Origin of the sequence: Facklamia sp. 7083-14-GEN3 (assembly GCF_024742075.1) — a bacterium.
Taxonomy (GTDB): domain Bacteria; phylum Bacillota; class Bacilli; order Lactobacillales; family Aerococcaceae; genus Facklamia.
Genome location: NZ_JANSGD010000001.1, coordinates 865,641 through 891,158 on the forward strand (window position 1 = coordinate 865,641; position 25,518 = coordinate 891,158).

Annotated in this window: 25 protein-coding genes and 1 pseudogene; 6 read left to right on the forward strand and 20 right to left on the reverse strand. The window is 36.4% G+C overall.

What is annotated here, in order from left to right; all coding sequences use genetic code 11:
* Positions 1 to 3 precede the first annotated feature (3 nt).
* From rsmH to NW240_RS04090, 15 genes are all read right to left on the reverse strand, one after another.
* Positions 4 to 948 (reverse strand): 16S rRNA (cytosine(1402)-N(4))-methyltransferase RsmH, encoded by a 945-nt coding sequence (gene rsmH, locus NW240_RS04020; protein ID WP_258436177.1) that lies wholly within the window; start codon positions 946 to 948, stop codon positions 4 to 6.
* A gap of 17 nt (positions 949 to 965) precedes the next feature.
* On the reverse strand, positions 966 to 1,391 hold the full coding sequence (mraZ, locus tag NW240_RS04025; protein ID WP_396134548.1) for a division/cell wall cluster transcriptional repressor MraZ: 426 nt from the start codon (positions 1,389 to 1,391) through the stop codon (positions 966 to 968).
* Between the two features lie 173 nt (positions 1,392 to 1,564).
* On the reverse strand, positions 1,565 to 1,945 hold the full coding sequence (locus NW240_RS04030; RefSeq protein ID WP_258436179.1) for a hypothetical protein: 381 nt from the start codon (positions 1,943 to 1,945) through the stop codon (positions 1,565 to 1,567).
* A gap of 40 nt (positions 1,946 to 1,985) precedes the next feature.
* A complete protein-coding gene (locus NW240_RS04035; protein ID WP_258436180.1) occupies positions 1,986 to 2,189 on the reverse strand; it encodes a DNA-directed RNA polymerase subunit beta in 204 nt (67 codons plus the stop codon).
* 15 nt (positions 2,190 to 2,204) lie between these two features.
* Positions 2,205 to 3,269, reverse strand: coding sequence for a rod shape-determining protein (locus NW240_RS04040; RefSeq protein WP_258436181.1), 1,065 nt, complete (start codon positions 3,267 to 3,269; stop codon positions 2,205 to 2,207).
* 25 nt (positions 3,270 to 3,294) lie between these two features.
* Positions 3,295 to 4,608: a UDP-N-acetylglucosamine 1-carboxyvinyltransferase gene (gene murA / locus NW240_RS04045; protein ID WP_258436182.1), complete on the reverse strand. Its 1,314-nt coding sequence runs from the start codon at positions 4,606 to 4,608 to the stop codon at positions 3,295 to 3,297.
* 62 nt (positions 4,609 to 4,670) lie between these two features.
* The gene (locus tag NW240_RS04050) at positions 4,671 to 4,904 is read right to left on the reverse strand and encodes a DUF1146 family protein (protein ID WP_309302393.1); all 234 of its coding nucleotides are present in this window, start codon (positions 4,902 to 4,904) and stop codon (positions 4,671 to 4,673) included.
* A 144-nt stretch (positions 4,905 to 5,048) separates the two neighbouring features.
* On the reverse strand, positions 5,049 to 6,284 hold the full coding sequence (locus NW240_RS04055) for a hydroxymethylglutaryl-CoA synthase (protein WP_258436183.1): 1,236 nt from the start codon (positions 6,282 to 6,284) through the stop codon (positions 5,049 to 5,051).
* 40 nt (positions 6,285 to 6,324) lie between these two features.
* Positions 6,325 to 7,566 carry a hydroxymethylglutaryl-CoA reductase, degradative gene (locus NW240_RS04060; RefSeq protein WP_258436184.1) on the reverse strand — a complete coding sequence of 414 codons (1,242 nt, stop codon included), beginning with the start codon at positions 7,564 to 7,566 and terminating at the stop codon, positions 6,325 to 6,327.
* Between the two features lie 59 nt (positions 7,567 to 7,625).
* Positions 7,626 to 8,264, reverse strand: a complete 639-nt coding sequence (upp, locus tag NW240_RS04065) for a uracil phosphoribosyltransferase (protein WP_258436185.1) — start codon at positions 8,262 to 8,264, stop codon at positions 7,626 to 7,628.
* A gap of 26 nt (positions 8,265 to 8,290) precedes the next feature.
* A complete protein-coding gene (gene glyA / locus NW240_RS04070) occupies positions 8,291 to 9,517 on the reverse strand; it encodes a serine hydroxymethyltransferase (protein WP_258436186.1) in 1,227 nt (408 codons plus the stop codon).
* A 47-nt stretch (positions 9,518 to 9,564) separates the two neighbouring features.
* A complete protein-coding gene (locus tag NW240_RS04075) occupies positions 9,565 to 10,590 on the reverse strand; it encodes an L-threonylcarbamoyladenylate synthase (RefSeq protein ID WP_258436187.1) in 1,026 nt (341 codons plus the stop codon).
* The gene (gene prmC, locus NW240_RS04080) at positions 10,587 to 11,459 is read right to left on the reverse strand and encodes a peptide chain release factor N(5)-glutamine methyltransferase (RefSeq protein WP_258436188.1); all 873 of its coding nucleotides are present in this window, start codon (positions 11,457 to 11,459) and stop codon (positions 10,587 to 10,589) included. The genes NW240_RS04075 and prmC overlap by 4 nt, the downstream gene beginning before the upstream one ends.
* Complete coding sequence (gene prfA / locus NW240_RS04085) at positions 11,443 to 12,522, reverse strand: peptide chain release factor 1 (RefSeq protein WP_258436190.1); 1,080 nt, start codon at positions 12,520 to 12,522, stop codon at positions 11,443 to 11,445. Before prfA ends, prmC begins: the two co-directional genes overlap by 17 nt.
* Before the next feature lie 33 nt (positions 12,523 to 12,555).
* On the reverse strand, positions 12,556 to 13,134 hold the full coding sequence (locus tag NW240_RS04090; RefSeq protein WP_258436191.1) for a thymidine kinase: 579 nt from the start codon (positions 13,132 to 13,134) through the stop codon (positions 12,556 to 12,558).
* A gap of 194 nt (positions 13,135 to 13,328) precedes the next feature.
* On the opposite strand from NW240_RS04090, the gene NW240_RS04095 reads away from it, so the two are divergent.
* The 4 genes from NW240_RS04095 (at position 13,329) to NW240_RS04110 (ending at position 16,881) form a co-directional block, all read left to right on the forward strand.
* Entirely contained in the window at positions 13,329 to 14,669 is a 1,341-nt protein-coding gene (locus NW240_RS04095) for a Mur ligase family protein (protein WP_258436193.1), read from the forward strand.
* 13 nt (positions 14,670 to 14,682) lie between these two features.
* The gene (locus NW240_RS04100; protein WP_258436194.1) at positions 14,683 to 15,330 is read left to right on the forward strand and encodes a type 1 glutamine amidotransferase; all 648 of its coding nucleotides are present in this window, start codon (positions 14,683 to 14,685) and stop codon (positions 15,328 to 15,330) included.
* 103 nt (positions 15,331 to 15,433) lie between these two features.
* Positions 15,434 to 16,096 (forward strand): ATP-binding cassette domain-containing protein, encoded by a 663-nt coding sequence (locus NW240_RS04105; protein ID WP_258436195.1) that lies wholly within the window; start codon positions 15,434 to 15,436, stop codon positions 16,094 to 16,096.
* Positions 16,096 to 16,881: an ABC transporter permease gene (locus NW240_RS04110; protein ID WP_258436196.1), complete on the forward strand. Its 786-nt coding sequence runs from the start codon at positions 16,096 to 16,098 to the stop codon at positions 16,879 to 16,881. Before NW240_RS04105 ends, NW240_RS04110 begins: the two co-directional genes overlap by 1 nt.
* A 38-nt stretch (positions 16,882 to 16,919) precedes the next feature.
* On the opposite strand, the gene nagA is transcribed toward NW240_RS04110, so the two are convergent.
* Positions 16,920 to 18,074, reverse strand: a complete 1,155-nt coding sequence (nagA, locus tag NW240_RS04115) for an N-acetylglucosamine-6-phosphate deacetylase (RefSeq protein WP_258436197.1) — start codon at positions 18,072 to 18,074, stop codon at positions 16,920 to 16,922.
* A 110-nt stretch (positions 18,075 to 18,184) separates the two neighbouring features.
* Between nagA and NW240_RS04120 the strand changes: the two genes are divergently transcribed.
* Positions 18,185 to 18,886 (forward strand): HAD family hydrolase, encoded by a 702-nt coding sequence (locus NW240_RS04120; protein ID WP_258436198.1) that lies wholly within the window; start codon positions 18,185 to 18,187, stop codon positions 18,884 to 18,886.
* A gap of 50 nt (positions 18,887 to 18,936) precedes the next feature.
* On the opposite strand, the gene NW240_RS04125 is transcribed toward NW240_RS04120, so the two are convergent.
* The 4 genes and pseudogenes from NW240_RS04125 to glpK form a co-directional block, all read right to left on the reverse strand.
* Positions 18,937 to 20,145, reverse strand: coding sequence for a hypothetical protein (locus NW240_RS04125; RefSeq protein ID WP_258436199.1), 1,209 nt, complete (start codon positions 20,143 to 20,145; stop codon positions 18,937 to 18,939).
* Positions 20,146 to 20,409: 264 nt separating this feature from the next.
* Positions 20,410 to 21,357 carry an L-threonine 3-dehydrogenase gene (locus NW240_RS04130; protein WP_258436200.1) on the reverse strand — a complete coding sequence of 316 codons (948 nt, stop codon included), beginning with the start codon at positions 21,355 to 21,357 and terminating at the stop codon, positions 20,410 to 20,412.
* A 9-nt stretch (positions 21,358 to 21,366) separates the two neighbouring features.
* Positions 21,367 to 22,554, reverse strand: coding sequence for a glycine C-acetyltransferase (locus NW240_RS04135; protein WP_258436202.1), 1,188 nt, complete (start codon positions 22,552 to 22,554; stop codon positions 21,367 to 21,369).
* A gap of 126 nt (positions 22,555 to 22,680) precedes the next feature.
* A pseudogene (gene glpK / locus NW240_RS04140) lies at positions 22,681 to 24,197 on the reverse strand (glycerol kinase GlpK).
* Positions 24,198 to 24,342: 145 nt separating this feature from the next.
* Here glpK and NW240_RS04145 point away from each other — a divergent pair.
* A complete protein-coding gene (locus tag NW240_RS04145; protein WP_258436203.1) occupies positions 24,343 to 25,482 on the forward strand; it encodes a PfkB family carbohydrate kinase in 1,140 nt (379 codons plus the stop codon).
* Positions 25,483 to 25,518: the final 36 nt, after the last annotated feature.

The window sequence follows — 25,518 nt, forward strand, 5'->3', positions numbered from 1 at the left end:
TATCTACATACTAACTCTTTCAATAATTCTTAATTTTGCTGATCTCGATCGATTATTACTCTCTAATTCTTCTTTTGAAGGGAGTATTGGTTTTCGGTTAATTAATCGATATTCTGCTTGTTGGTTGGTTAATACAGGTAAATTTCTAGGTGTTTCTGGTAAAGTGGATACTTGTTTAAACATCTGCTTTACCAGCCGATCTTCTAAAGAATGAAAGGTAATGACAGCCATCCTGCCACCTACTTTTAATAGTTTTAAACCCTGTTCAATCGAACTCTCTACTGCACCCAATTCATCGTTAACAGCTATTCGAATAGCTTGGAAGGTTCGCTTAGCTGGATGACCACCGGTACGACGTGTCGCAGCAGGAATTGCTTCTTTAATAATCTCTGCTAATTGAGTAGTGGTTTCAATAGCTTGTTTTTCACGGCTTTGTTCAATCTTTCTTGCAATTCTTTTAGCAAATTTTTCTTCACCGTATCGAAAAATAATCCGAACTAAGTCATTATAATCCCAAGTATTTACGACTTCATAAGCGTCTAAAGCTTGCCTTTGGTCCATACGCATATCCAGTCTTGCCTCTTGGTGATAGGAGAACCCTCTTTCTGCAATATCTAATTGCGGTGAGGATACTCCCAAATCATAGTAAATTCCATCAATTAAATCGATAGATTCCTTAGATAAGGCGGACTCTAACTCACGAAAATTTCTTTCAAAAAAAGTTACTTTTCCTTGTGATAATTCCTCTTTTAAAGTTATCTTAGCATTATTAATTGCCATAAGATCTTGATCAAATGCCAATAATTTCCCATTATCTGAAAGAAGGCTTAATAGGTATTGAGCATGACCAGCACCACCTAATGTGCAATCAACATAAACTCCATTAGGGTTCACTTCTAATCCATCAATTGTTTCCTTTAATAAAACTGTTTCGTGCTCAAAGGACATATTGTCACCTCTTTATTTTAAAATCCAAAGTCTATCATTTCTTCTGCAATACTTTCAAAATTCTCCTCAGCATCTTCTGCAAAATCTTTCCAAAGCTCACTGCTCCAAATCTCGATACGGTCTGATACGCCAATCACACGACATTCCTTATCAATCTTAGCGAACTCTATAAGATTTTTTGGTAAATTAATCCGTCCTTGCTTATCAATTTCTACTTCGGTGGCAGCCGAGTAGAAAAAACGGGTAAACTTACGTGCATCTTTTTTAGCTAGAGGTAATTGTTTCAGTTTCTCTTCAATTGTTTCCCATGAATTCATAGGATAACCAAATAAACATCCATCCAGTCCTCTGGTTACGATAAAACTAGACCCCAGTTCCGGACGAAACTTAGCAGGCATAATTAAGCGGCCTTTAGTATCAATATTATGTTGATATTCTCCCATTAACACGACTTAATCACACTCCTCTCCTAAGTTAAATTCATTCTACCACATACACCCACTTTTCACCACCTTATAACCAAAATTAGATAAAAAAATAGGCTTTGCTAAAAAGCAAAGCCTATTGAAGATTGATATTATAATGTTTTAGATATAACAAAAAAGTGGTGGGGATTTTAGAAAAAGATCGTCCACCATCTTAAAAGAATCATTCCCACTAAATGAAAAACCAATAAATAAAAAAGTAATTCACTTGCTGGTAAATAAAATTTATTAAAATAGAAACAATCGATTTCTTGCATATACTTATGCAATTGAACACCAATTGAAAAAGAAGAAAATAAAATAATAAATGGAAGAACATTAAAACCAAAAATTAGCCAACCAAACCCATATATTAAAACAAATAAAGTTGGTAATAAACAAATAGCTAATGTTATAGGCCAATTTTTAAAATACGTTAAATAAGGTCTACCATATTTTTTAATTAAAAAAATCATAGTTAGAGGAATGATATAAAGCAATAACTCAAATACAGAAAAATCACTTGTCTGCAAAGTATCCCTTCTTTCCCCTAATCGATATTTTCTTTTAAAATCATTCAATAAATGTCAATAAATGCAACCATGTATCTTGATTAAATACTTCCCAGTAATTTCCATCTCCTAAGACCGCATAACCAATAACTAAACCAATTATAAAGACAATCACTAAAAGGATGATAAGGAGAAGGACTTTAAGAAGGCCTTTCATAACTTGTTTTAATAGTGGATATTTTAAGTAATTCAACTTCTCTGTCATACATTCACCTCTAGTTTATTTCCAAATTGATCGCCACATTCTGATAAAGAAATTTGGCTTGCTAGACTTTTTATTACTTTTATTTGGGTCAATTAAGCCTGACTCTACCCAATCCATCATCATTCCTGTTCCTAAAGCCACTGCATTCATAGGCTGGTCTGAAGGAATAGCCGACACTTTTACATGTTCAGTAATTAATAAATCAAGATCTTGAATCATGGCACCACCGCCTGTAATAACCAGACCCTGACCATGGATATCTGCAATTATTTCTGGAGATGCTTGTTCAATCACTCTGCGTATTGTTCGAACAATTTGTTCCAATAAATCTTTTAACGCCCGATATAAATCATTTGAATCGACATTAATTGACTTTGGTAAACCAGTAACGAGATCTCGGCCCTTTAACTCTTGATTGTGGACATCTCGTCCTTCCACCTTTTTAGCACAAGCAAGTTGCATTTTTATTTTCTCAGCTGATTGGATGCCAATCAGTAGTTGGTAATGGTCTTTAAAATACTGAATAATTGCTTCGTCAAAATCATCTCCGGCTATCTTAATAGATTCTGAATGAAGAATTTCACCTGAAGCAATTATTGCAATATCAGTCGTCCCTCCACCAATATCTACAACCATACATCCTTTGGGAGATAAAACATCCAATCCAGACCCAATAGCTGCTACCATCGGTTCAGCCTCCACGCGAACATGACCCGCAGTAACCTTTTGAACCGCCTCGAATAGCGAAAGTTGTTCGATTTCACTCACACTTGTTGGAGTAGAAATTAAAACATTTGCTTTCCTTAAACCACGACGAATATGGGCGCGTTTAAAAAAGTGTAGCAACATAGCCTCTGTTAAGTCATAATCTGACACCACTCCACCCTTTAAGGGTTGGATAACTTCAAGAGAATCTGGTACTCTCCCACGCATTTCATATGCTTCTCGCCCCACTGCAATTACATCTTGAGTTGAACGATCCACAGTAATCACTGCAGGCTCATTTAATATGATTCCTCTACCTTTAAGATGAATTAATACATTAGTGGTTCCTAAATCGATACCTATATCTCTAGCCATTTTACTCATCCTTTCTGGATGATAATTAAGCAAACACAGCTGCTACAGCTGGCTTATTTTGAATTGATGGAATAGGTTGAATATTAACGCGTTCTATGTTTGCTCCTAAGCGAGCCAATTTTTCATGGAAGAGGTAATATCCACGGTCAAGATATTTCAATTCAGAAACTCTGGTCAATCCTTTAGCCGTAAGTCCCGCAATAATTAAAGCTGCAGCAGCCCGTAGATCTGTTGCTTTAACCTGTGCCCCTGATAATTCCGCAGGACCATACATTACTACTGTTTGGCGTTCAATTTTAAATTCTGCACTCATACGACGTAATTCTTCAAAGTGCATGAAACGATTCTCAAAAACTGTTTCAGAAAGTGCTGAGTCTCCGTTAGCCAACAATTGTGCAATTGACATTTGCGCTTGCATGTCCGTTGGAAATCCTGGATAAGGCATCGTTTTTATATCTGTAGCTTTTAAGGTCTTAGGTCCAATTACTCTTAAGGAAGAGTCGAACACTTCGAAGATAACTCCCATTTCTTGTAGCTTACTAATTAATGGTTTATTATGATGAGCGATTGCTCCTTCAATCATAACATCTCCATTGGTTACGGCAGCTGCTACCATAAAAGTACCCGCTTCAATACGATCCGGCATTATTTCATAATCTGTAGCAAAAAGTTCCGAAACACCTTCGATGCGAATTGTTTCTGTTCCAGCACCTGATACCTTAGCCCCCATTTTATTTAAAAAGTTAGCTAAGTCGACAATTTCTGGTTCTCTAGCAACATTTTCAATAACTGTTTCACCTTTGGCTAAAACAGCAGCCATCATAATATTTTCAGTGGCCCCCACACTAGGAAAATCCAAATAAATATTTGTTCCTATTAATTGGTCTGCTTTTGCTTCAACATATCCTGCTGCATTCTCAATTGTAGCTCCTAATGCTTCAAAGCCTTTCAAGTGCAAATCAATAGGACGTGTCCCGATGGCGCAACCTCCTGGCATGGCCACCCGCGCATGACCGAAACGGGCTAACATGGGACCCATTACAACGATTGAAGCACGCATCTTGCTGACAAAGTCATAATCAGCCATTGTTTTAACCTGACCTGTCGCATCGAGTGTCATCTGATTGTTTGCTTGATTAAAGTTAGTATCTAAATCAATATTTTTTAACAATTCACTCATTGTTAAAACGTCTGATAGTACAGGAACATTACTTAGTCGTGTAATTCCTTTGGACGCCAAAATAGAAGCTGCCAGAATTGGTAAAACTGCATTCTTAGCACCTTCGACCTTGACTGTACCCTCCAAACGGTTACCACCTTGTACAATAATTTCTTCCATTTTAAATAAATCCCCTTTTGAAGACTATCGCTTTGGAGTAGGCGACAGACTTAAACACATAATTAGAGAAACGCTGACATCAATAATAGACGTAAGGTTTCAATGATTGTTATAAAAAATGAACTAGTCAAATAGCCCAAGCCGATACTACATAAAATACAAAGATATCTTTCCATTGCTTGGTATTGAGGCTGTAAAATACTTCGCCACTTCACTTTTGACAAAGCCATATAGGCTAGGATGACAAAGAAAATGCGGAAAAACAGTACTGCCATACCATTTATAATTGCATACATTCAAATCACCCTTTCATGTTCGTAATCATAATAGCATAAATAAGAAGTAAGTAAAATAAATATAAAATAAAATACTGCCAAGAAGAACAGCTTTTACAGTGAAAAAGCTGTTCTAGTATTCTTTGACAGTAAGAAATCTATTTATTACATTTTTGAGTCATTTTGATGACTAATTTTTTGTTTGTAATAACGTCGATGATTATCAATTTTAGCTAAATAAAACTCTCCTTCGTGAACACTTGGATCAAATTCTATTATTCCATCACTTGTTTCAATCGATTTTAAATAAAGTTCTTCGTATTCCTCAATACTTAATTTACGTCGTTTCTGGAACATCGATTCAATTTCTTTAAAAAGAATAGCCTCTCTAAAGCCATCTTGTAACTCTCCAAAGAAACATTCAGCAACTGCACCTGAACCATATGAGAATAAGGAAATTTTATCTCCTTCTTTAAGACTTTGATCATAATTTAAAAGTGATATTAACCCTAAATAGAGAGATCCAGTATAGATATTGCCGATATTTCTTGAATATTCAATAGCATGTTCATAATGTTTCTCCCAAAGATCTAAAGCCTTCAACTTCTGATCAGTGTCACTGATTTTATCAGTCGAATTACTTAAATACTGACGATAATTTTTAATCGCTTTTCGTCCCATCTTGGTAAATGGCAAATGAAATAATTGTACTTGATAAGCATCCCAAAAATCCGGTTTACGCTCGCCCACTTCTTCCATGAGATTCAAGAAGGTCTGATTATATAAATCAGTAGAAAACTTGCCATCAACACGAGGATAAGTATCGTATTGCGGACGCCAAAAATCAAATTGGTTATCAGTATAGGCAATGCTTTCTTCTTCTATAGCTAAAATTGCTGGATCAGCAGTAATTAACATGGCCACTGCCCCTGCTCCTTGAGTCGCTTCTCCGGAAGATGCTAGACCATAACGAGCAATATCCGTCGTAACGACAAGCACTTTTCTTTTAGGCCTTAAACGTACATAATCTACTGCCGCTTGTAAGGCCGCGGTTCCTGCGTAGCAAGCCTCTTTTATTTCATATGAGCGCGCAAAACGGTTAATTTTTAATGCCTCGTGCAAATAAATCGAAGCGGCTTTAGAATAATCAAAAGACGATTCAGTGGCTACAATCACTTGATCAATTATGTCTCGATCTTCTTTTGAAATAATTGGTAATGCAGCATTAATAGCTAACGTTACAATATCTTGCTTGTAATCCGTGACAGCCATCTGACTTTGGCCGATTCCGATGGTAAACTTTGCAGGATCGATTTTCCTTGCTTGAGCTAACTCCTCCATGTCTACATATTGGGGTGGTATATAAAAATGAATACGGTCGATTCCAACTTTTGTTTTCATTAATTCCCTCCTCAGTTCTTTAATAATAATAGACATTATCTTATGAATTTCTCATTTTGTCTAGTAAATCCCTTGCAAGCTGAGAATTAAAGCCTTCAGTTGCTTTTAATAATTTAACTAATGGATCAATTTCATCTGATTTGGCTCCCACTTGAATAGCTAAACTACGAGCCTGTAGTCCCATATGACCCTTTTGTATACCTTCAGATACGATAGCTTTCAAGGCAGCAAAATTTTGAGCTAATCCGACGGATGCTATGACTTGAGCTAGCTCAATTGCTTTAGGATTCCCCATTAATTCTAAGGACCATTGGGCCATTGGATGAATAGATAAAGTTCCTCCCACTGTAGCAACGGGAAGAGGTATATCCATTTGTCCGATTAATTCAGCCTTCTTTGAATCATAAAACCACTGACTTAAGGCTCGGTAACGCCCTTCTTTACTTGCAAAAGCATGGACACTGGCTTCAACCGCGCGCCAATCATTACCTGTTGCTATCAAAACAGCATCCACTCCATTCATAATACCTTTATTGTGAGTTGTAGCACGGTAAGGATCTAATTGAGCGTACTCACTAGCCATTGCAATTTTTTCGGCCAAATGATGAGCTTTGTCTAAATTTATATTTAAGCGCTCTACAGGAAGGATCGTTTCCACTCTAACAAAATTTTTCGGATTAAAATTTGAAAGAATGGCCATCAAAATTTTACCTCCTGTATCATTTTTTATCTTAGTAGCTAAGGCTTCCAAAACGGTATTTAAAGCATTAGCCCCCATTGCTTCACATGGATCAAACAAAAGATAATAGGAGTGAAAGAGGTTCTTATCACTTGAAAAAGAAGAATATTCAATATCTAAAGGTCCGCCTCCTCTTTCTACCATTCGATAAGCCACTTTTTTAGTAAAGCTTAGCCAGTCTTCTTTATTTTCCTTCAGAGCTTGCCTCGCTTCAGCTTCAGTCAAATCGGTTAAGATAATTTGTCCTTTGATCGTTTTACGATCAAAACGCGCTTTAATATTCCCTAAATGTTTAGCCCCATTTGAGGCCGCTGCTATTACCGAAGGTTCTTCTGTAACCATTGGAACTACGTAGTCTTTTTGATTGACTCGAATAGTCGGTAATATTCCCATTGGGATTCCGTAAGTGTAAAGATAATTCTCAATCATTTGATTGGCTCTTTCTTCCTCAAGTATCGGGAAGTTCATCTTATTTTCTATATAATGGTTAATATTTAATCGTCTTTGATGAATTGTTTGTCGGTAAAATTTATCAAGTGTCATTAAATTCTCCTCATAAAAAAACACAGGTAGAAAAATCTACCTGTGCAAGTAATTTAAAATTATTTAGTCCCGAAGATACGGTCACCAGCATCACCAAGTCCTGGTAGAATATATGAATTCTCATTTAAGCGTTCATCCAAGGCAGCTGTGAAGATATCAACAGTTGGGAAAGCTTCTTGTAGAGCCTTCACTCCTTCAGGAGCAGCCACTAAACAAACAAAGGTAATGTGCTCCTTATCAACACCATACTTTTCAGTAAGTTGCTTAAGTGCTGATATTGCTGATCCTCCAGTAGCTAACATAGGATCGACTACAAATACTTGGCGATCCTTAATATCAAGAGGAAGTTTAGCAAAATATTCAACAATCTCTAATGTATCATGCTCACGATACAAACCAATGTGACCTACACGAGCAGCAGGAACCAGAGATAAAATCCCATCTACCATGCCTAATCCCGCACGAAGAATTGGAACGATTGCCATTTTCTTACCCGCAATTTGTTTTTGCTTAGTAATAGCTAAGGGTGTTTCAATTTCAACTTCTTCAAGCGGTAAATCGCGAGTAATTTCGTAAGCCATTAACATGGCTATCTCATTAGTCACTTCACGAAAAACTTTAGTTGAAGCATTCTTATCGCGAATAATGGTTAGTTTATGTTGAATTAAAGGATGATCAACTACCGTAAATTTTGCCATTCTTTTCCCTCCCGATCTAATGTATCTTAGTTATAAGCGTTAAGAGGCTTGTCAGCTACAATTGCTTCTGCCTGCTTACGTAATTCAGCAAGTTCAGACTCTTCAGCTTTAAGAGCTTTAACAATAATTTCAGCAATTTCACGTGCTTGATCTTCTTTAACACCTCTAGAAGTAATCGCTGGTGTTCCAACACGAATACCAGATGTTTCAACGAATGAACGTTGATCATTTGGAATTGAGTTCTTATTAACAGTAATTGCAACTTCTTCTAGGCGATTTTGTGCCCACTTACCAGAAACATCAAAGCTTGTTAAGTCTAACAACATTAAGTGGTTATCTGTACCACCTGAGATAACACGCAAACCACTTTCATTAAATACTTCTGCCATAGCAGCAGCATTCTTAATTACTTGTTGGGCATATTCTTTAAATTCTGGTTGTAAGGCTTCACCAAAGGCAACTGCTTTAGCTGCAATTACGTGTTCTAAAGGTCCGCCTTGAATTCCTGGGAAGATAGCAGAATTTAATTTCTTACCATATTCTTCTTTAGCAGTTAAGATCATACCACCACGAGGACCTCTCAAAGTCTTATGAGTAGTAGTTGTAACTACATCCGCATAAGGAAGTGGATTTGGATGTAAACCTGCCGCTACTAAACCAGCGATATGAGCCATGTCAACCATCAAGATAGCGCCAACTTCTTTAGCAATATTTGCAAATCTTTCGAAATCAATTGTGCGTGAATATGCAGAAGCACCAGCAATAATCATTTTTGGTTTTTCTTCGCGAGCAATTTTTTCTAAAGTGTCATAGTCTAATTGTTCATTTTCATCAAGACCATAAGCTAACATATGGTATGACTGACCTGAGAAGTTAACTGGCGATCCGTGAGTTAAGTGACCACCTTGAGATAAGTCCATACCTAATACTTTATCTCCTGGCTCTAAAAATGCACGATAAACTGCTAAGTTAGCTGAAGAACCTGAATGAGGTTGAACGTTAACATAAGTAGCTCCAAATAACTCTTTCGCGCGGTCAATTGCTAATTGTTCTAAAATGTCAACGTATTCACAGCCACCATAATAACGACGACCTGGATATCCTTCAGCATATTTATTAGTAAGGACTGAACCTTGAACTTTCATTACATCTTCAGATACAAAGTTTTCTGAAGCAATTAATTCGATACCATGCGTTTGACGTTGGCGTTCTTTTTCAATTACCTCAAAAACTTCTGCATTAATATTTGACATATATACACCCTCCAAAAAAATAGTTACAACATATAGTTGTAGTTTAATTATAACACAAATGATGACGCTTTCGTAACCCTATTCATGAAAGCGAGTGTTTTCTCATTATTTTCTAATCCTTGAACATAAATTTTTTCTGCCGGTCCTTCTTCCAAGATCCTCAGTCCAGAAAATAGATGTTGTGAAGCGCTCTTCCAGTTATTCGGTTGCCCCAATGAATAACTATCCACAACCTGAGGCAGTTTTTTTAAACCATCAACAATAGTATCATCAGCTAAAATACCTATCTTCAGCGGTTCTTTATTTACTAACTCAATCCATTCCTCTAATTTTCTAGGAAATGTTACCAAGTAAACGGGTTGCTTGGGACTATAATGGCGATATTTAACTCCTGGAGAAGCTACATTCAAGTTAGCCAATTGCGTTTTTTCAGAAACAAGCTGAACAGGACAGCCTATTTTGCTTTGAATCTGACTAGGCGTGATATGGCCCGGTCTTAAAACATCCACTCTATCACTATGGGGGTACACAACAGTTGATTCAACACCCACATCTGTTAAATCTTGCGCATTATTTATAATTCCAGCAATTTTGCCTTTAAAATCATGTAATACATGCGCTATACAAGTAGGGCTTGGTTTACCAGATAAATTTGCTGAGGGTCCTACTAGAGGAGTTCCCACCAAGCGAATTAATTCTAAGGTGAGAGGCTGATTAGGCATCCGAATAGCCACACTTTTTTTATCGCCTGTCACATTATCAGCAACCTTGCCTTTTGTAAGTGGAAAAATAATAGTTAAAGGGCCAGGCCAGAAACTATCCATCAATGATTGAGCGAGGGGAGAGATTTCCTCCACTAGTTCTTTGACTTGATCTTGATTAGCAACATGCACAATTAAAGGGTTGTCATTAGGTCGACCTTTGGCTTTAAATACTTTAGCCACTGCTTCAGAATTCGTAGCAATAGCTCCTAATCCATAAACTGTTTCAGTTGGAAAAGCAACCAGTTCCCCCGCCTTTAACAGTTCCGCCGCTTTCAGTAAATTTTCCTTATCAAAAATTACAGTATTCAATTTTTTTCCCCCTCTCGTATCAAAGATACATAGCGATCTTTAGCTGCAAAATCACGCTCAATTTTTATAAAAGCCATTGGAAAAGCGTCTTGCAATATCGTCTTAACAGCCAGACCTTGAGCAAAACCAATTTCAAAAAAAACACCCGCTCTTGGGTTTAAGCATGAAGGCAATTGTTTAGCTAAAGCTTTATAAATCGCTAAACCTTCATCTTCTGCAAACAAGGCTAGTTGTGGTTCGTATTTTTTTACAGAAGCATCCATTAAATCCAACTCACTTTGTGCAATGTAAGGTGGATTAGAAACGAATACATCGAATCGCAAATCAGGATTAACGGCTTTCATCAAGTCTGAATGAATAAATTGAATATCCACTTGATGATTATTGGCATTTTTCTTTGCCATTTTTAAGGCCGATTGAGAGAAATCACTAGCATAAACTTCCCAGGTTGGTAAAGCTTTCTTTAATTCAATAGCAATTGCGCCCGAACCGGTCCCGACATCAATTACTTTACCTGGGGGAAGTTTACGCATATAAGCCAGCGCTTTTTCAACTAATCCTGCCGTTTCTTCTCGCGGAATCAAGCAATCCGGACTTACTTGATATTTGTGGTCCATAAAATAAGTGTACCCACTGATATACTGTATCGGTTCATCCTTTACTATTCGGAATAGAGCAGCTTCAAATTGGCTGGCTTGACCTTGAGAAATCGGTTGATTTAAAGCATTCACAGTTTGACTTAAATCCCAATCATACAACTGCATCCAATAATGGCGTGCTAAATTTGCATCGTAGCCGTACTGATTCAAAAAAAATGAAGCCTTTTGGAGGGCTTCATTTAAAGTGATTTTGTTAAGATTCTTGACCATTGAGCTCCTCCAACTTTTGTGTTTGGTCATATACAACAAGTGCATCAATAATTTCATCGATATTACCTTGCATAATAGAATCGAGTTGCTGAATGGTTAAGCCAATCCGGTGATCAGTCACACGGTTTTGAGGATAATTATAAGTACGAATCCGTTCAGAACGATCTCCAGTACCTACTGCCAACTTTCTCTCAGAATCAAATGCTTCTTGCTTTTCAGACTGAAGAATATCGTAAACGCGTGTTCTTAAGACTTTCATGGCTTTTTCTCTGTTTTTTAGTTGAGAGCGCTCATCCTGCATAGCCACAACCACACCGGTTGGAATATGAGTCATACGTACTGCAGAAGCTGTTTTATTGACGTGCTGCCCACCGGCACCAGAAGCATGATAAATATCCACACGAATATCATTTTCATCTAAATCAAAATCGATTTCCTCTTGCTCGGGCATTACTACCACTGTGGCAGTAGAAGTATGTACTCGCCCTTGCGATTCTGTTTCTGGTACACGTTGTACTCTGTGTGCACCGTTTTCGAATTTTAATTTGGAGTAGACTTTTTCACCCGTAATCATTAAGGTTACTTCTTTATAACCTCCAATACCAGTAATATTAGCTGACATTAATTCGACTTTCCAACCTTGAGCTTCGGCAAACTTTGTGTACATTGTCAAAAGATCACCAGCAAATAGTTGAGCTTCATCCCCACCAGCTGCTCCACGAATTTCCATGATAATATTTTTACCATCATTAGGATCTTCCGGTAACATCATTAATTTAATTTCTTCTTCTAATTGATCTTTTTCTTCCTTCAAATCAGAAAGTTCTACCTTGGCTAATTCAACCATATCAGCGTCTAAATCACCCGCTAACATTTCTTCAGTATCTGACAGTTCTTCATTCACTTGTTTGTAACGACGAATTTTAGCTACCTTAGGTCTTAAATCGGACTCTTCTATTGATAACTCTCTTAATCGATCTGAATCGGAAATAATTTCTGGATCACTCATCATTTCGATTACTTCCTCAAAACGGAAGATTAATTGATCTAATTGTTCAAACATGACATTCTCCTCAATCTACTTATTAAAGTCTTTTTAAATTTTACCAGGATTCTTATAACACTTCCGACAAACAGGTAAGTATGCTTCATTACCCCCAATTTGGATTTGGTCACCTTCATAAACTGGTTCGCCATCAAGAAACCTTAAATTCATAGTTGCTTTTTTATGACAAAACCAACAAATCGTTTTAATCTCTTCGATTTTATCAGCGTACAGGAGCAAATATTTTGACCCTTCAAATAATTCATTGGTAAAATCATTTTTTAAACCGAAAGCCATTACTGGAATATTTAACTCATCGACAACTTGTGCCAATTCGATAATATGGTGCTTCCTTAAGAATTGTGCTTCATCAACCAATACGCAATACAAACGGTTTTTTTGGTGAGAAGCCTTAATCATTTCATAAAAATTATCCTCATCGGAAATAGGAATAGCTTTTCGATTAAAGCCTGTTCGTGAAGAAACAATACCTACCCCATCTCGGTTATCTATTGCTGAAGTATAGATTTGAACAGCTTTGTTTTGTTCTTCGTAATTATGAGCAACTTTAATAATTTCAATTGATTTTCCCGAATTCATTGCCCCGTATTTAAAATAAAACTTAGCCATAAACCTACTCCTCATGTTATTATTTTAATTCAACCTATTTATGATAGGTTATTTTTATTTAGAATGTCAATCCTTAGCACACAATTCTATTCTATCATATCCTATCACTTGTCAAAAGAGATTCTTTCTTCCAAATTCACTAGAGGACTGATAGAATAATATTACTTGTAAATTATAAAAATTGAGGTGGTAACATGCCATTACGTAGCCAAATCGCTCGTATTATTGGAAAGACAAGCCGTTATTTGTTGACCAAATTCACTCAAGGAGGATCTTCCTTTCCTGGAAAAATCGCTCTTACCATAGAGCCTGATATTTTAAAAGAATTAGCTAAAAACTATCAAGTTGTGGTTGTAACCGGTACAAACGGAAAAACACTCACAACCTCTTTAATTGTTGAAATTTTAAAAGAAGTAAAACCTTTAGTCATTACTAATCCCTCCGGATCAAATATGCATCAAGGAATAGTCACTACCTTCTTAGAAGCACCTCGCTTAAAAGGTGATCAAAAAGGCATAGCCATTTTAGAAGTCGATGAAGGTTCTTTAAGTCATGTAGTTAAAGCCATTCAGCCTGAGTATTTTGTTTTTACAAATATTTTTCGTGATCAATTGGACCGTTTTGGTGAACTTCACACTATTTTTGATTTATTAAAAGACGCTGCTAAAACAGTGCCTACAGCTAAAATTATTGCCAATGGCGATTTACCAATGTTCAATTCATCAGAAATAAAAAACGAGAAAATTTTCTTTGGATTTGATCATCAAAAAGATGAACTCGTTGTACCGCATCATAATACCGATGGCCTACTTTGTCCAGAATGCGACCATATCCTAACCTATAATATGATCACTTATGCTAATTTAGGTAAATATTATTGCAATAACTGTGGTTTTAAACGTCCTGAATTAACTTATACTGTCGATCAAATTAATGAGCTCGCCCTTACTCATTCTCAATTCACAATTAATGGCCAGTCTTTCACTTTACCAGTTGCTGGTAAGTATAATATATACAACGCCTTAGCCGCTTATTCACTAACTAGAGAACTGGGTTTAAGTGATGTTGAAATTCGCCAAGGCTTCGAAAAAGCTAAAAAAGTATTTGGACGCCAAGAAAGCATTCAATTGAAAAATAAAAAAGTGTTACTTAATTTGGTTAAAAATCCGGTTGGCTTAGATCAAGTACTAGAGCTGATCACTTTCGATCATCAACCTTTCACACTAGTCAACATCTTAAATAATCAATATGCTGATGGAACTGATGTTTCTTGGATTTGGGATGGTAATTATGAACGCTTAAATGCCATGCCTGTTAAAGAAGTCATCACTGCGGGTGATAAAATGGATGATTTGACAAAACGGATTATCGTTGCAGGTATTGATGAAAGTAAAATTAAAAAAGCCCACTCAATGGAAGAAATTTTCCAATTAATTGAGCAATCTAATTCAAAAAACATTCATATTTTAGCAACCTATACTGCCATGCTTAAATTAAGAGAAGAATTAAAAAAGCAAGGTTATCTTAACCACTGAGAGGAAGAAGTGTATGAAAACATTTAAAATATGTCACTTATATGGCAATTTACTTAATACATATGGTGATAATGGAAATTTACTGATGCTTCAATATCATGCTAAACAAAGAGGAATGGATGTATTAACTGAAGTAGTAACCATTGATGACACATTTGACCCTGAAGCCTACGATCTAGTGTTTTTTGGCGGTGGACAAGATTACGAACAAAAAGTAATTGCTAAGCAACTTCAATCCATTCGACCGGGTTTGCAAGAATTTATAGAAAAAGACGGTGTGGTTTTAGCTATTTGTGGTGGTTACCAGCTTTTAGGACATTATTATGTAAATGCTAAAGGGGAAAAACTACCGGGACTTGGTATACTTAATCACTATACAGAGAGACAAATTAATAACCGCTTTACCGGCGATACCAAAATCTATTCTGAATATTTTAAACGTGAATTAATTGGTTTTGAAAACCATAACGGCGTGACCCACCTGGGTGAAAATCAGAAGTCTTTTGGGAAAGTCATTCAAGGATATGGAAATAATGGTAAGGACCAAACCGAAGGTACTCACTACCGCAATACTTTTGGTAGCTATTTCCATGGACCTCTATTAGTAAAAAACGATTGGTTGGCCGACGAGCTCATTGATTTAGCTCTTTCCAATAAATAGATTCTAAAAGTTGAAGCTTAAAGCTTCAACTTTTTTAGTTAGCTTTAATAATCTTCACTTTCATGTTAAACTAAATGATAATGATTCTAAAAAGGAGTATATTATGTCGAATATTCTGGAAGTCAAAAATCTTACCATTCAAAGCTCAGAAAAAACAATTATTTCTGACTTATCTTTTAATGTTGAAAAAGGTGATTTTGTTTCTATCAATGGTCCTTCTGGATCCGGAAAATCCACCCTCTTAAAAGAACTTGTTTACTTAAATGTCCCTAACCTCAGTCGATCAGGGTCTATTTTTTTTGAAGAGAAAGAAATTAACCAGTATCCACCAATTGAACTGAGACAAAAAATTTCCTACTGCTTCCAAACAGCTCAATTGTTTGGTCGAGATGTATGGGATAACTTGTCCTTTCCCTATGAAATTCGCGATTTATCCGCTAACAAAGATCACATTGTTCAATTGTTGCAAGAAGTAGAACTTTCAAGCGATTATTTAAGCAAGGAAATTAATAGCCTATCTGGAGGAGAAAAACAACGGGTTGCTCTTATTCGAAATTTAATTTTTCCACCGGAGATATTATTATTAGATGAAATTACCTCTGCTCTTGATCAAAGAACCAGAGAAATACTATGGCATTGGTTACTCAAATATATCGACAAAGAGGGTATTACCACTCTATTAATCAGTCATTTAGATAAAGACCACCGGCCAGCTAATCGTGAAGTTTATATTTCAAACAATATAGATGAAAGTGAGGAAGAATAATGACTCAGAACCTTCAAGTTAGTCCTCTTTCTTTAGGCCTTTCCTTTTCACTTGTCTTAATAACCTTTTATATTTCATACAGAGAACAACTGGAGCTTTGGAAAGATTTATTGATTGCCATTGTAAGGGTTATTTTACAATTATTAGTTGTAGGCTATGTCTTAGAACAAGTCTTCTCTGTCAATAATATTTGGCTTACTTTAGCCATGGTTGCTATTATTATCTTTAATGCTTCTTGGAATGCTTCTAAACACGGTAAAGGCATCAATAAAGCCTTCGCCATTTCTTTATCAGCAATCGGAATTGGATCACTCACTAGTTTAGCGATACTCGTCTTATCTGGTTCTCTAAAATTTACCCCTTCACAGGTGGTTCCAATTACTGGAATGATTGCCGGAACGGCCATGACGGCTCTCGGTTTGACCTTTAGAAACTTGAAACAACTTTTTGAAGATCATAGACAGGCATTCCTAGAAATGCTAGCCTTAGGAGCAAGTCCGAAGCAAGCAAGTACTCATATTAAGAAACTTGCCGTTAAATCTGGTATTCAACCAACTGTCGATAGCGTGAAAACGACAGGAGTTGTTACCTTACCGGGTATGATGTCTGGTTTAATTTTTGCCGGTGTCGATCCTACCAAAGCGATTATGTACCAAATTATGATCTCCTTTACTTTATTAGGCACCACTTCTCTAGTCTCAGCAACTGCCGCTCATTTAGCTATTCGGACCTTTTTCAATGATCGCTATCAATTAACCTTCATGCCAGAAAATAATAAAAAGTAAACAAAAACTCCCAAGAAAATATTTCTTGGGAGTTTTTATTATGCTTGATACCTTAATTGGCCATCTAAGAATGTTGCTTGTAGGTCAGCTTTTTGATTAAGCACTATAAAATCAGCTGCTAAACCTTTTCTTATTGATCCACATTCTGATTGAATCCCAACAGAACGAGCAGGGTTTAGACTCGCCATCCGAACCGCTTGATCGATTGTTGCTAGATCCCATTTTACAATATTTTGAACACCTTGTATTAATTCTAAAATAGATCCGGCTAAGTTTCCTCCATCCACTAATCGAGCTGCACCTTCACTTACTTTCACTTCAAATTCGCCTAAGCTTGAAATACCTTCTCCCATACCACCAGCCCGCATGCAGTCTGTAATCAAGACTGTCTCATCTAGTCCCCTGGCTTTAAGAGCAATATCTATAGCAGCTGGATGAACGTGATGACCATCAGCTATAATTTCAGCAAAGACATCTTTAAGACTGAGTGCTGCGCCAACCATTCCAGGATTTCGGTGGTGTAAACCAGACATTCCATTATATATATGAACAAAAATATTAGCGCCAGCTTGTACAGCAGCTTTTGCTTGGTCATAACTAGCGTCTGAATGTGCAAGCGCAGTGTGTACTCCTTGTTCTTTAGCATATTCGATGAATGGAATGACACCTTGGCGTTCTGGTGCGATAGCAATTTTATTGACTAAGCCCCCTGACAAGTCTATCCATTCGCTTAAAGCATCAATTGAGGGATCACTCATATATTTTGGATTTTGTGCGCCTTTATATTTTTCGGTAAAGAAAGGTCCTTCTAAGAAAATACCTTTAACTTTAGCTCCTTTACAAGTTTGATAATTTTTTTTAATCATCGAACAGACTGCATTTAAATTCTCAATCGAATCGGTTAAAGTTGTTGGTAAAAAGGATGTCACTCCGCAAGTCAGCAGTTGGTCAGAAATATGTCGTAGACCTTCTGGATCATTATCCATAATATCGTACCCTTGATAGCCATGAATATGTGTATCCACTAAGCCTGGAGCAATTATCAGATTCTCATAATCTTTTATTAGCTCTACATTTTCTGGCAAGTCACTGACAATTTCGCCAAATTTACCCTCATCTGTGACTTCAAGAAAGGCTTCTTCAACTACCGAACTATCTAATATAATTTGCTTTGTTTTATAGTATTTACTCATACCATCACTCCTCTTACTACATATTATACTTGTTTTTTGAAAATTATAGAATAATTTAGCCGATAACTATGCTATGATTGGATAGATAAAATTTATAAAGGAGCTTAAAATTGATTAAAGCAATAGGTTTTGATTTAGATGATACACTCTATGATCGCAATGCCGTTTATCGTAAGGTATATGAAGCCTTTCAATCTGAAACCCCTTGCAACACCCTTTTTGAATCCTTTAATCCTGTCTACCAGGATTGTTCGAAAAAACATTACCAATCCTTTATCGCCGGCAACTGTAGTAAAAGCCATTATCAATTGCAGCGAACAATTGATGCTTTTAGAACTTTCGAATATGAAATCAACTTAAATCAAGCCCAAAGATTTTTTGATTTATACAACGATTTCAAAAATCGTTTAACGCTTCGTCCAAATTTTCATGAATGCTTACTCCACCTTAAAGAAAGTTCTGTAGAACTCTTTTTACTGACCAACGGAGCCAATTCTGGTCAAAGAAGCAAAATTGAAGCCCTTGAATTAAATCAATACTTTGATGAGGACCGAATTTTCATATCTGAAGACTTAGCCTGTTCCAAACCTGATATTGAAATTTTTAATAAAATTACTAGCTCACTTGGATGTGAGAAAGATGAAATTATCTATATCGGAGATGAATGGAAAAATGACATCGAAGGGTCTTTAAGCGTTGGATGGCAAGCTATTTACTTTAATGTCCATAATAAGCCAATCCTTTATAAACATCCCTTTCTAAAAGAAATACATTTTGAGAAGGATCTTTGCAATCTACTTTATAGTCTATAAAAAAAGTCCGAGCAATTGCCCGGACTTTTTTTATAATGTTTTACCTCAAATTATTTTTCAGCATCTGTTTTTTCAGAATCATCTGTTTTTTCAGAATCATCTGTTTTTTCAGAATCATCTGAATTTTCAGTATCTTCTGATCCTTCTGTATCTTCTGACCCTTCTGTATCTTCTGATCCTTCAGTATCTTCTGATCCTTCAGTATCTTCTGTGGTTGTTGCTTCATTTTCTTCGTTAGAAGGAACATCTTGACCACCATTATTTGACTCTTGAGGAGTAGTTACTGCATTTCCTTCACTATCTACTGCTTCCTCATCTTCACTACCTTCAACTTTAAGAACTTCTAGAGTTGTAGCATCTAGAGTAATAGTCATCATTTTACCTTCAGTTGGTTCCTCTGTATTTTCATAAACAAAAACTGAAACTTCAGTAAGATCTGATTCTTCATTGAAGTAATAAACAAATTCTAAAGCTTCACCCATACCAGCTTCTTCTTCTGCAGCTTCTTTAATTTCATCAAAACCTGCTAAATCTTCAAACTCAATAGTAGGTAATGGTTCTTCAGAAATTTCTTCTTCTGTATCAGATTCGTTCTCTTCTCCGTCTGACATCATATCGTCCATTGCATCTTCAGCTTCTGTCATCATATCATCCATTGTATCTTCTGCCTCAGACACCATGTCATCCATTTCGTCTTCAGCTTCTGTCATCATATCCTCTTCTTCGTCTTCAGGAATTTCTTCTTGAGTACGAGCATCATAAGATACAGTAATATCTTCTAACGCTTCTTCGTCTGTACCTTCAATCGTAATCTCAAATGGATCTACTTCATCCATCTCGTCTTCTGACATTTCTTCATCTGACATCTCATCTTCAGTCATTTCATCATCTGACATTTCCTCTTCGGTCATTTCTTCTTCAGATTCCTCATCAGACATTCCCATTTCTGATTCGACTTCGACAGATAAATCCTCTTCTTCGTCTTCATCTTCTTCTAATGGTTGGATAGTAATACGATTAATTCCGACTTCAGGATAATCCTCTTGATACTTTTGAACGATATCTTCCAAAGCTTTTTGCATTGGACTTACTTCTTCTTCATCTTCTTCAACTGTTGTTTCATCCATTGCATCTTCAATCATTGAATCAACTGTTGTTTCACTATCTTCTTGGGCAAAAATAGAAAGGGTTGGTGCTACAGCACCTAAAGTAATAGCGCTCATTGAAACTAAAACTAATTTTTTAAAAGATTTTTTCATTGTAAAATCGCTCCTCTGTTCTTTTAGTATATATTAATCATACAACCTAAATCTTATTTAAGCCAGTAATTTGCTTGGAAAAAATTTTGATTTTTTTTAGAAGATTATTTTCACACAGTTTATTGATAGCTTTGTAATAATGAATGTGAAGCTATAGATACATATAATAGTTTATAACTTTTTTAATTTTGTTCACAATTTTTTCATATTTACCACGCTAACATTAAAAAAAGCGTTGGCAATATTGGCCAACGCTTTTTTAGATTATAATTTTTCTTTTAGCTTTTCAAGCATATCAACTGTCATCTTATCCAGATCATATTCTGCTTTAAAATTCCATTCTTCCTTAGCAGCTGAAATATCCATTTCATCTGGCCAAGATTTAGCGATACGTTCTAGAGTTGGATTAACATCATAAGTCATTTCAAAGTCTGGCATCACTTTACGAATCGATGCAGCAATCTCTTCGGGCTCAAATGACATACCTGAAATATTGAAAGCATTACGGTGAACTAATTTATCAGCATCTGCTTCCATTAAATCAATGATAGCTTGAATAGCGTCTGGCATATACATCATATCCATTTTAACACCTTGAGGAATGTTGCAGACATACTTACCGTATTTAATGGCATCATAGTAGATTTGTACTGCATAATCAGTTGTTCCGCCTCCTGGAGGTGTTACATAAGAGATTAAACCAGGGAAACGCACACCGCGTGTATCTACACCAAAGCGAGTATAGTAGTAGTCACATAATAACTCACCAGCAACTTTAGTTACTCCATACATGGTTGTTGGTCGTTGAATTGTATCTTGAGGTGTTCCAACCTTTGGAGTATCTGGACCAAAAGCTCCGATAGAAGAAGGTGTAAAGAATTGTAATTTTAAGGTGCGTGCTACTTCTAACCCATTAATCAATCCTTGCATATTAATATCCCATGCTGCTAAAGGTTTCTCTTCAGCTACAGCAGAAAGTAAAGCTGCCATATGGATTAATGTGTCTACCTCGTGTCGCTTGGCTACACTAATAAAAGCGTCCATATCTAAGACATCTAGAACTTCGAAATTAGGATGATGACATACTTTGTTTTCTTCTACCATACGAATATCGGTAGGTACAACATTTTCCTCACCATAAAGTTCATTTAACTTAACGACTAATTCTGATCCAATTTGCCCTAAAGATCCGGTAATTAAGATTTTTTTCATGATATCCTCCTAGATTACACCTAATTCTTTACCAACTTTTTCATATACGGCGATTGCTTGATCTAGCATTTCTTTAGTATGTGCAGCTGTTGGCATGTTTCTCACACGACCTGTTCCTAATGGAACAGTTGGGAAAACGATTGATTTAGCATAAACACCCTCTTCTCTTAAACGTTTAGAGAAAGCTTGAGCTAATTTTTCTTCGCCTAGAATAACCGGTGTAATTGGCGTTTCCGAGTTACCAATATTAAAGCCTAGTGCTTTTAACTCCGCTTTAAGGTAGTTTCCATTTTCCCATAGACGATCATGTAATTCTGTTGATTCCATTAAGATATTAATAGATTCAGTAGCAGCTGCAGCATCGCCTGGTGTTAAAGAAGTTGAGAATAGGAATGGACGTCCAGCTACTTTTAACCAGTCTATCAATTCTTGAGTACCAGCTACATATCCACCCACAACACCTAGCGCTTTTGAAAGCGTTCCAATTTGTAAGTCAATCTTATCAGATAGACCGAAGTGCTTAACTGTACCGGCACCTTTACCCATAACTCCTGAACCATGCGCATCATCCACATAAGTAATTAAGTTGAATTCTTCTGCAATTTTTACGATTTCTGGAATTTTAGCTACGTCGCCATCCATAGAGAATACACCGTCAGTAATATACATTACCTTTTTGTATAATCCAGATTCAGTTGCTTCTTTAGCCTTAGCGCGTAAATCATCCATATCTTGGTGTTTTACTGGAATAATTTTAGCACGTGATAAACGACATCCATCAATGATTGAAGCGTGGTTCAAAGCATCTGAAAGAATAGCATCTTCTTTGTTCATGATGGCAGAAATAGCAGCCATGTTACAGTTGAATCCTGATTGGAAAGCAATTGCAGCTTCTGTCTTCTTAAATTCTGCAATTTTCTTTTCTAGAGTATTATGGACATCCATCGTACCATTAATTGTACGAACCGCACCTGCACCTACTCCATATTTATCAACAGTTTTTTTAGCTACTTCTTTTAAACGTTCTGAAGTTGCTAACCCAAGATAGTTGTTTGAAGATAAGTTGATAAGTTCTTGTCCATTAATTTCAATGATCGGTCCGTTTGCAGAAGTTAAGGCCTCAATCTCGTTATAGAGATTCTTTTCTTTTTTTTCTGCAATTGCCGCTGATAAAAATTCGTGTAAACTTTGTACCAATTATATTTCCCCCTTAATTCATTTCCTATATTATAAAACGCTTCCAGATTTAAAGCAAATACAATCTCAATTATGATTAATTCCTTATTAATTTCTCATTATTTTCTTATTCTAAAGGTAAGTAGACTAGTTCTGATTGTTACTAAAATATTGAGTCGACTGAACAGCCTTTCTCCAACCTTTATATAAATTTTCACTTCGATTTATTGACATTTGCGGTTTAAAAGTTTTAGCAGGTTTAACTAATCGTTGAATTTCTTCAATGGACGACCAATAGCCGACCGCTAAGCCTGCTAAAAACGCAGCTCCCAATGCAGTAGACTCCAGATTAGATAGACGCGTAACTGCTGTGTTTAAAATATCTGCTTGAAATTGCATCAAGTAATTGTTTTTACAAGCCCCTCCATCGACTTTTAATTCTGGAATGACTACCTCGGTTTCATCCTTCATCACATCGATGATATCACGTACTTGATAAGCTAAAGACTGTAAAGTCGCTTTAACGAAATCGGTCTTGTCTGTCCCACGAGTCAAGCCAAAAACCGCCCCTCTAGCTTGAGAATCCCAATAAGGTGCTCCTAATCCTGTGAAAGCTGGCACCACATATACTTCATCCTCATTCTCAGATTGACGAGCGAGTATTTCGGATTCAGAAGATTTGCCTATCATTTCTAATCCATCCCGGAGCCATTGAATAGCTGAACCTGCTACGAAAATAGACCCTTCTATACAATAAACCGGAGGTTGATCAGGGAATTTATAAGCAATGGAAGTAGCGAGTGCATGTTGAGACAGCTTCATTTCGTGACCAATGTTCATCAAAATAAAGGCACCTGTTCCGTAGGTTGATTTGACTTGACCTTTTTTAAAAGCTAATTGCCCTATCAGTGCTGCTTGCTGATCTCCAGCCATGCCAGCTAATGGTATTTCGTGACCGTAAAAATGATAGGTAGCTGTTTTTCCGTATATTTCTGAATTTGATACTACTTTTGGTAATATTTGAGCAGGAATATTAAATATCTTTAATAGCTCTTGATCCCATTCAAGTGTATTAATATTAAATAAAAGGGTTCGTGAAGCATTTGAATAGTCAGTTATATGATGGCTTCCTCCTGATAACTTCCACATTAACCAACTATCTATTGTACCGAAGGCTAACTCACCTCACCTGCTTCAGCTCTTACTTGAGCAGTTGGGATGCAATTTAAAATCCAGCGAATTTTACTCGCTGAAAAATAAGGGTCAAGCGGTAAACCTGTCTTTTTCTTAATAACGTCTTCATAACCACTCTTTTTAACCGCTTGACAAATTTCACTTGATTGCCGCGATTGCCAGACAATCGCGTGATAGATAGGCTCTCCGCTTTCACGGTCCCAAATGACTGTCGTCTCCCTTTGATTAGTGATTCCGATTGCTACTATTTGCTTAGGTTGAATATCACCATTAATCAAAGCTTGAGAAATAACGGATTGAACGGACTGCCATATCTCATTGGCGTCTTGTTCTACCCAACCAGATTGAGGAAAAAATTGTTTAAATTCTTTTTGAGCACTGGCTATAAACTCACCTTGGTGGTTTACTATGACTGCTCGAGTGGATGTCGTCCCTTGATCGATTGCCATTACATATCGGTCGTCTAACAAAATTAAGCACCTCTCTTTAATCGTGTAAATAAGTGATTGTATTATAATTCTTGTCAAAAAACTTCTCAAGTTTCTCTAAAATAAGACTTGTATTCTATTATTTTAAAGGTATAATTAAGACAAGAATCTTAAATAAGGACAATTGTTGTCGGTAGGAGGTATTATCATCGGACTCAATTCTAACGAAAAGCGTGTTTTAGATTTAATTAAACAAGACCCTTTTCTTACTCAGGCCAAACTTGCTGAAATTTTGAGCATTAATCGGTCTACTCTAGCCAATATTGTGTCTTCACTTACACAAAAACGCTACTTGCAAGGTAGAGCCTATATTGTTAATGAACCAGCTGATATTTTTTGTATTGGGGCTATGAATATTGATCGTATCTTTCAGTTAAAAACAACTTTACTTAAAGCCACATCTAATCCTGTTAACTCAACAGTGACCGTTGGAGGAGTGGCACGGAATGTAGCAGAAAATCTTGGTAGGATGGAACTCTCAGTGAGTTTACTATCTTTAGCGGGTATCGATGCTGATTTTGAAGAAATTAAGGCTGTTACCCAGCCCTTTGTGAATTTAGACCATGTGAAAGCTTTAGAAAATCACAATACATCCTCCTACACTGCCATTCTCGATGAAACAGGACAGATGGAAGTAGCCTTTGCTGATATGGAGATTTGTGATCAAATGAATGCAGAATGGATTACTAATTACCATCTGCAAATTGAAAATTGTCAATTCATTGCTATGGATCTTAATCTCACTCAATCTGCTGTTGAACAAGTCATGAATTTAGCGAGAAAGCAACAAATACCTCTGCTGGTTATTCCCGTTTCTGGACCAAAAATGAACCATCTGCCAGAGAATTTAAAAGGAATCACATGGTTAATTGTTAATCAGGATGAATCTGAAGAATACTTTAATCATAAAGTTAAGACGGAGGATGATTTTTTAACTGTCGCTAACCTTTGGATTGATCGTGGAGTGGAAAATGTCATTATCACTCGTGGTACTAAACCATTACTGTATTTGAATCAAACGAAAGAGGCTTTATACTACCAACCTCCTAATAACCCTAGGTTAGTGGATGTAACAGGGGCTGGCGATTCCTTTGTAGCAGGATTAATATATGGTCTCAAAAAAGAATACGCTCCAAGTGAAGCCATTCACTATGGTATCACTAACTCTTATTACACTGTACAATCTCCTTCCACGGTTAGAAAAAATCTTAATGCTCAGCTGATTGAAGAAGAACGCCAAATGATCGGAAATTGTCAAATAAATTAAAAGAAAGAGGAATATAACAATGAATCAAATTTATAA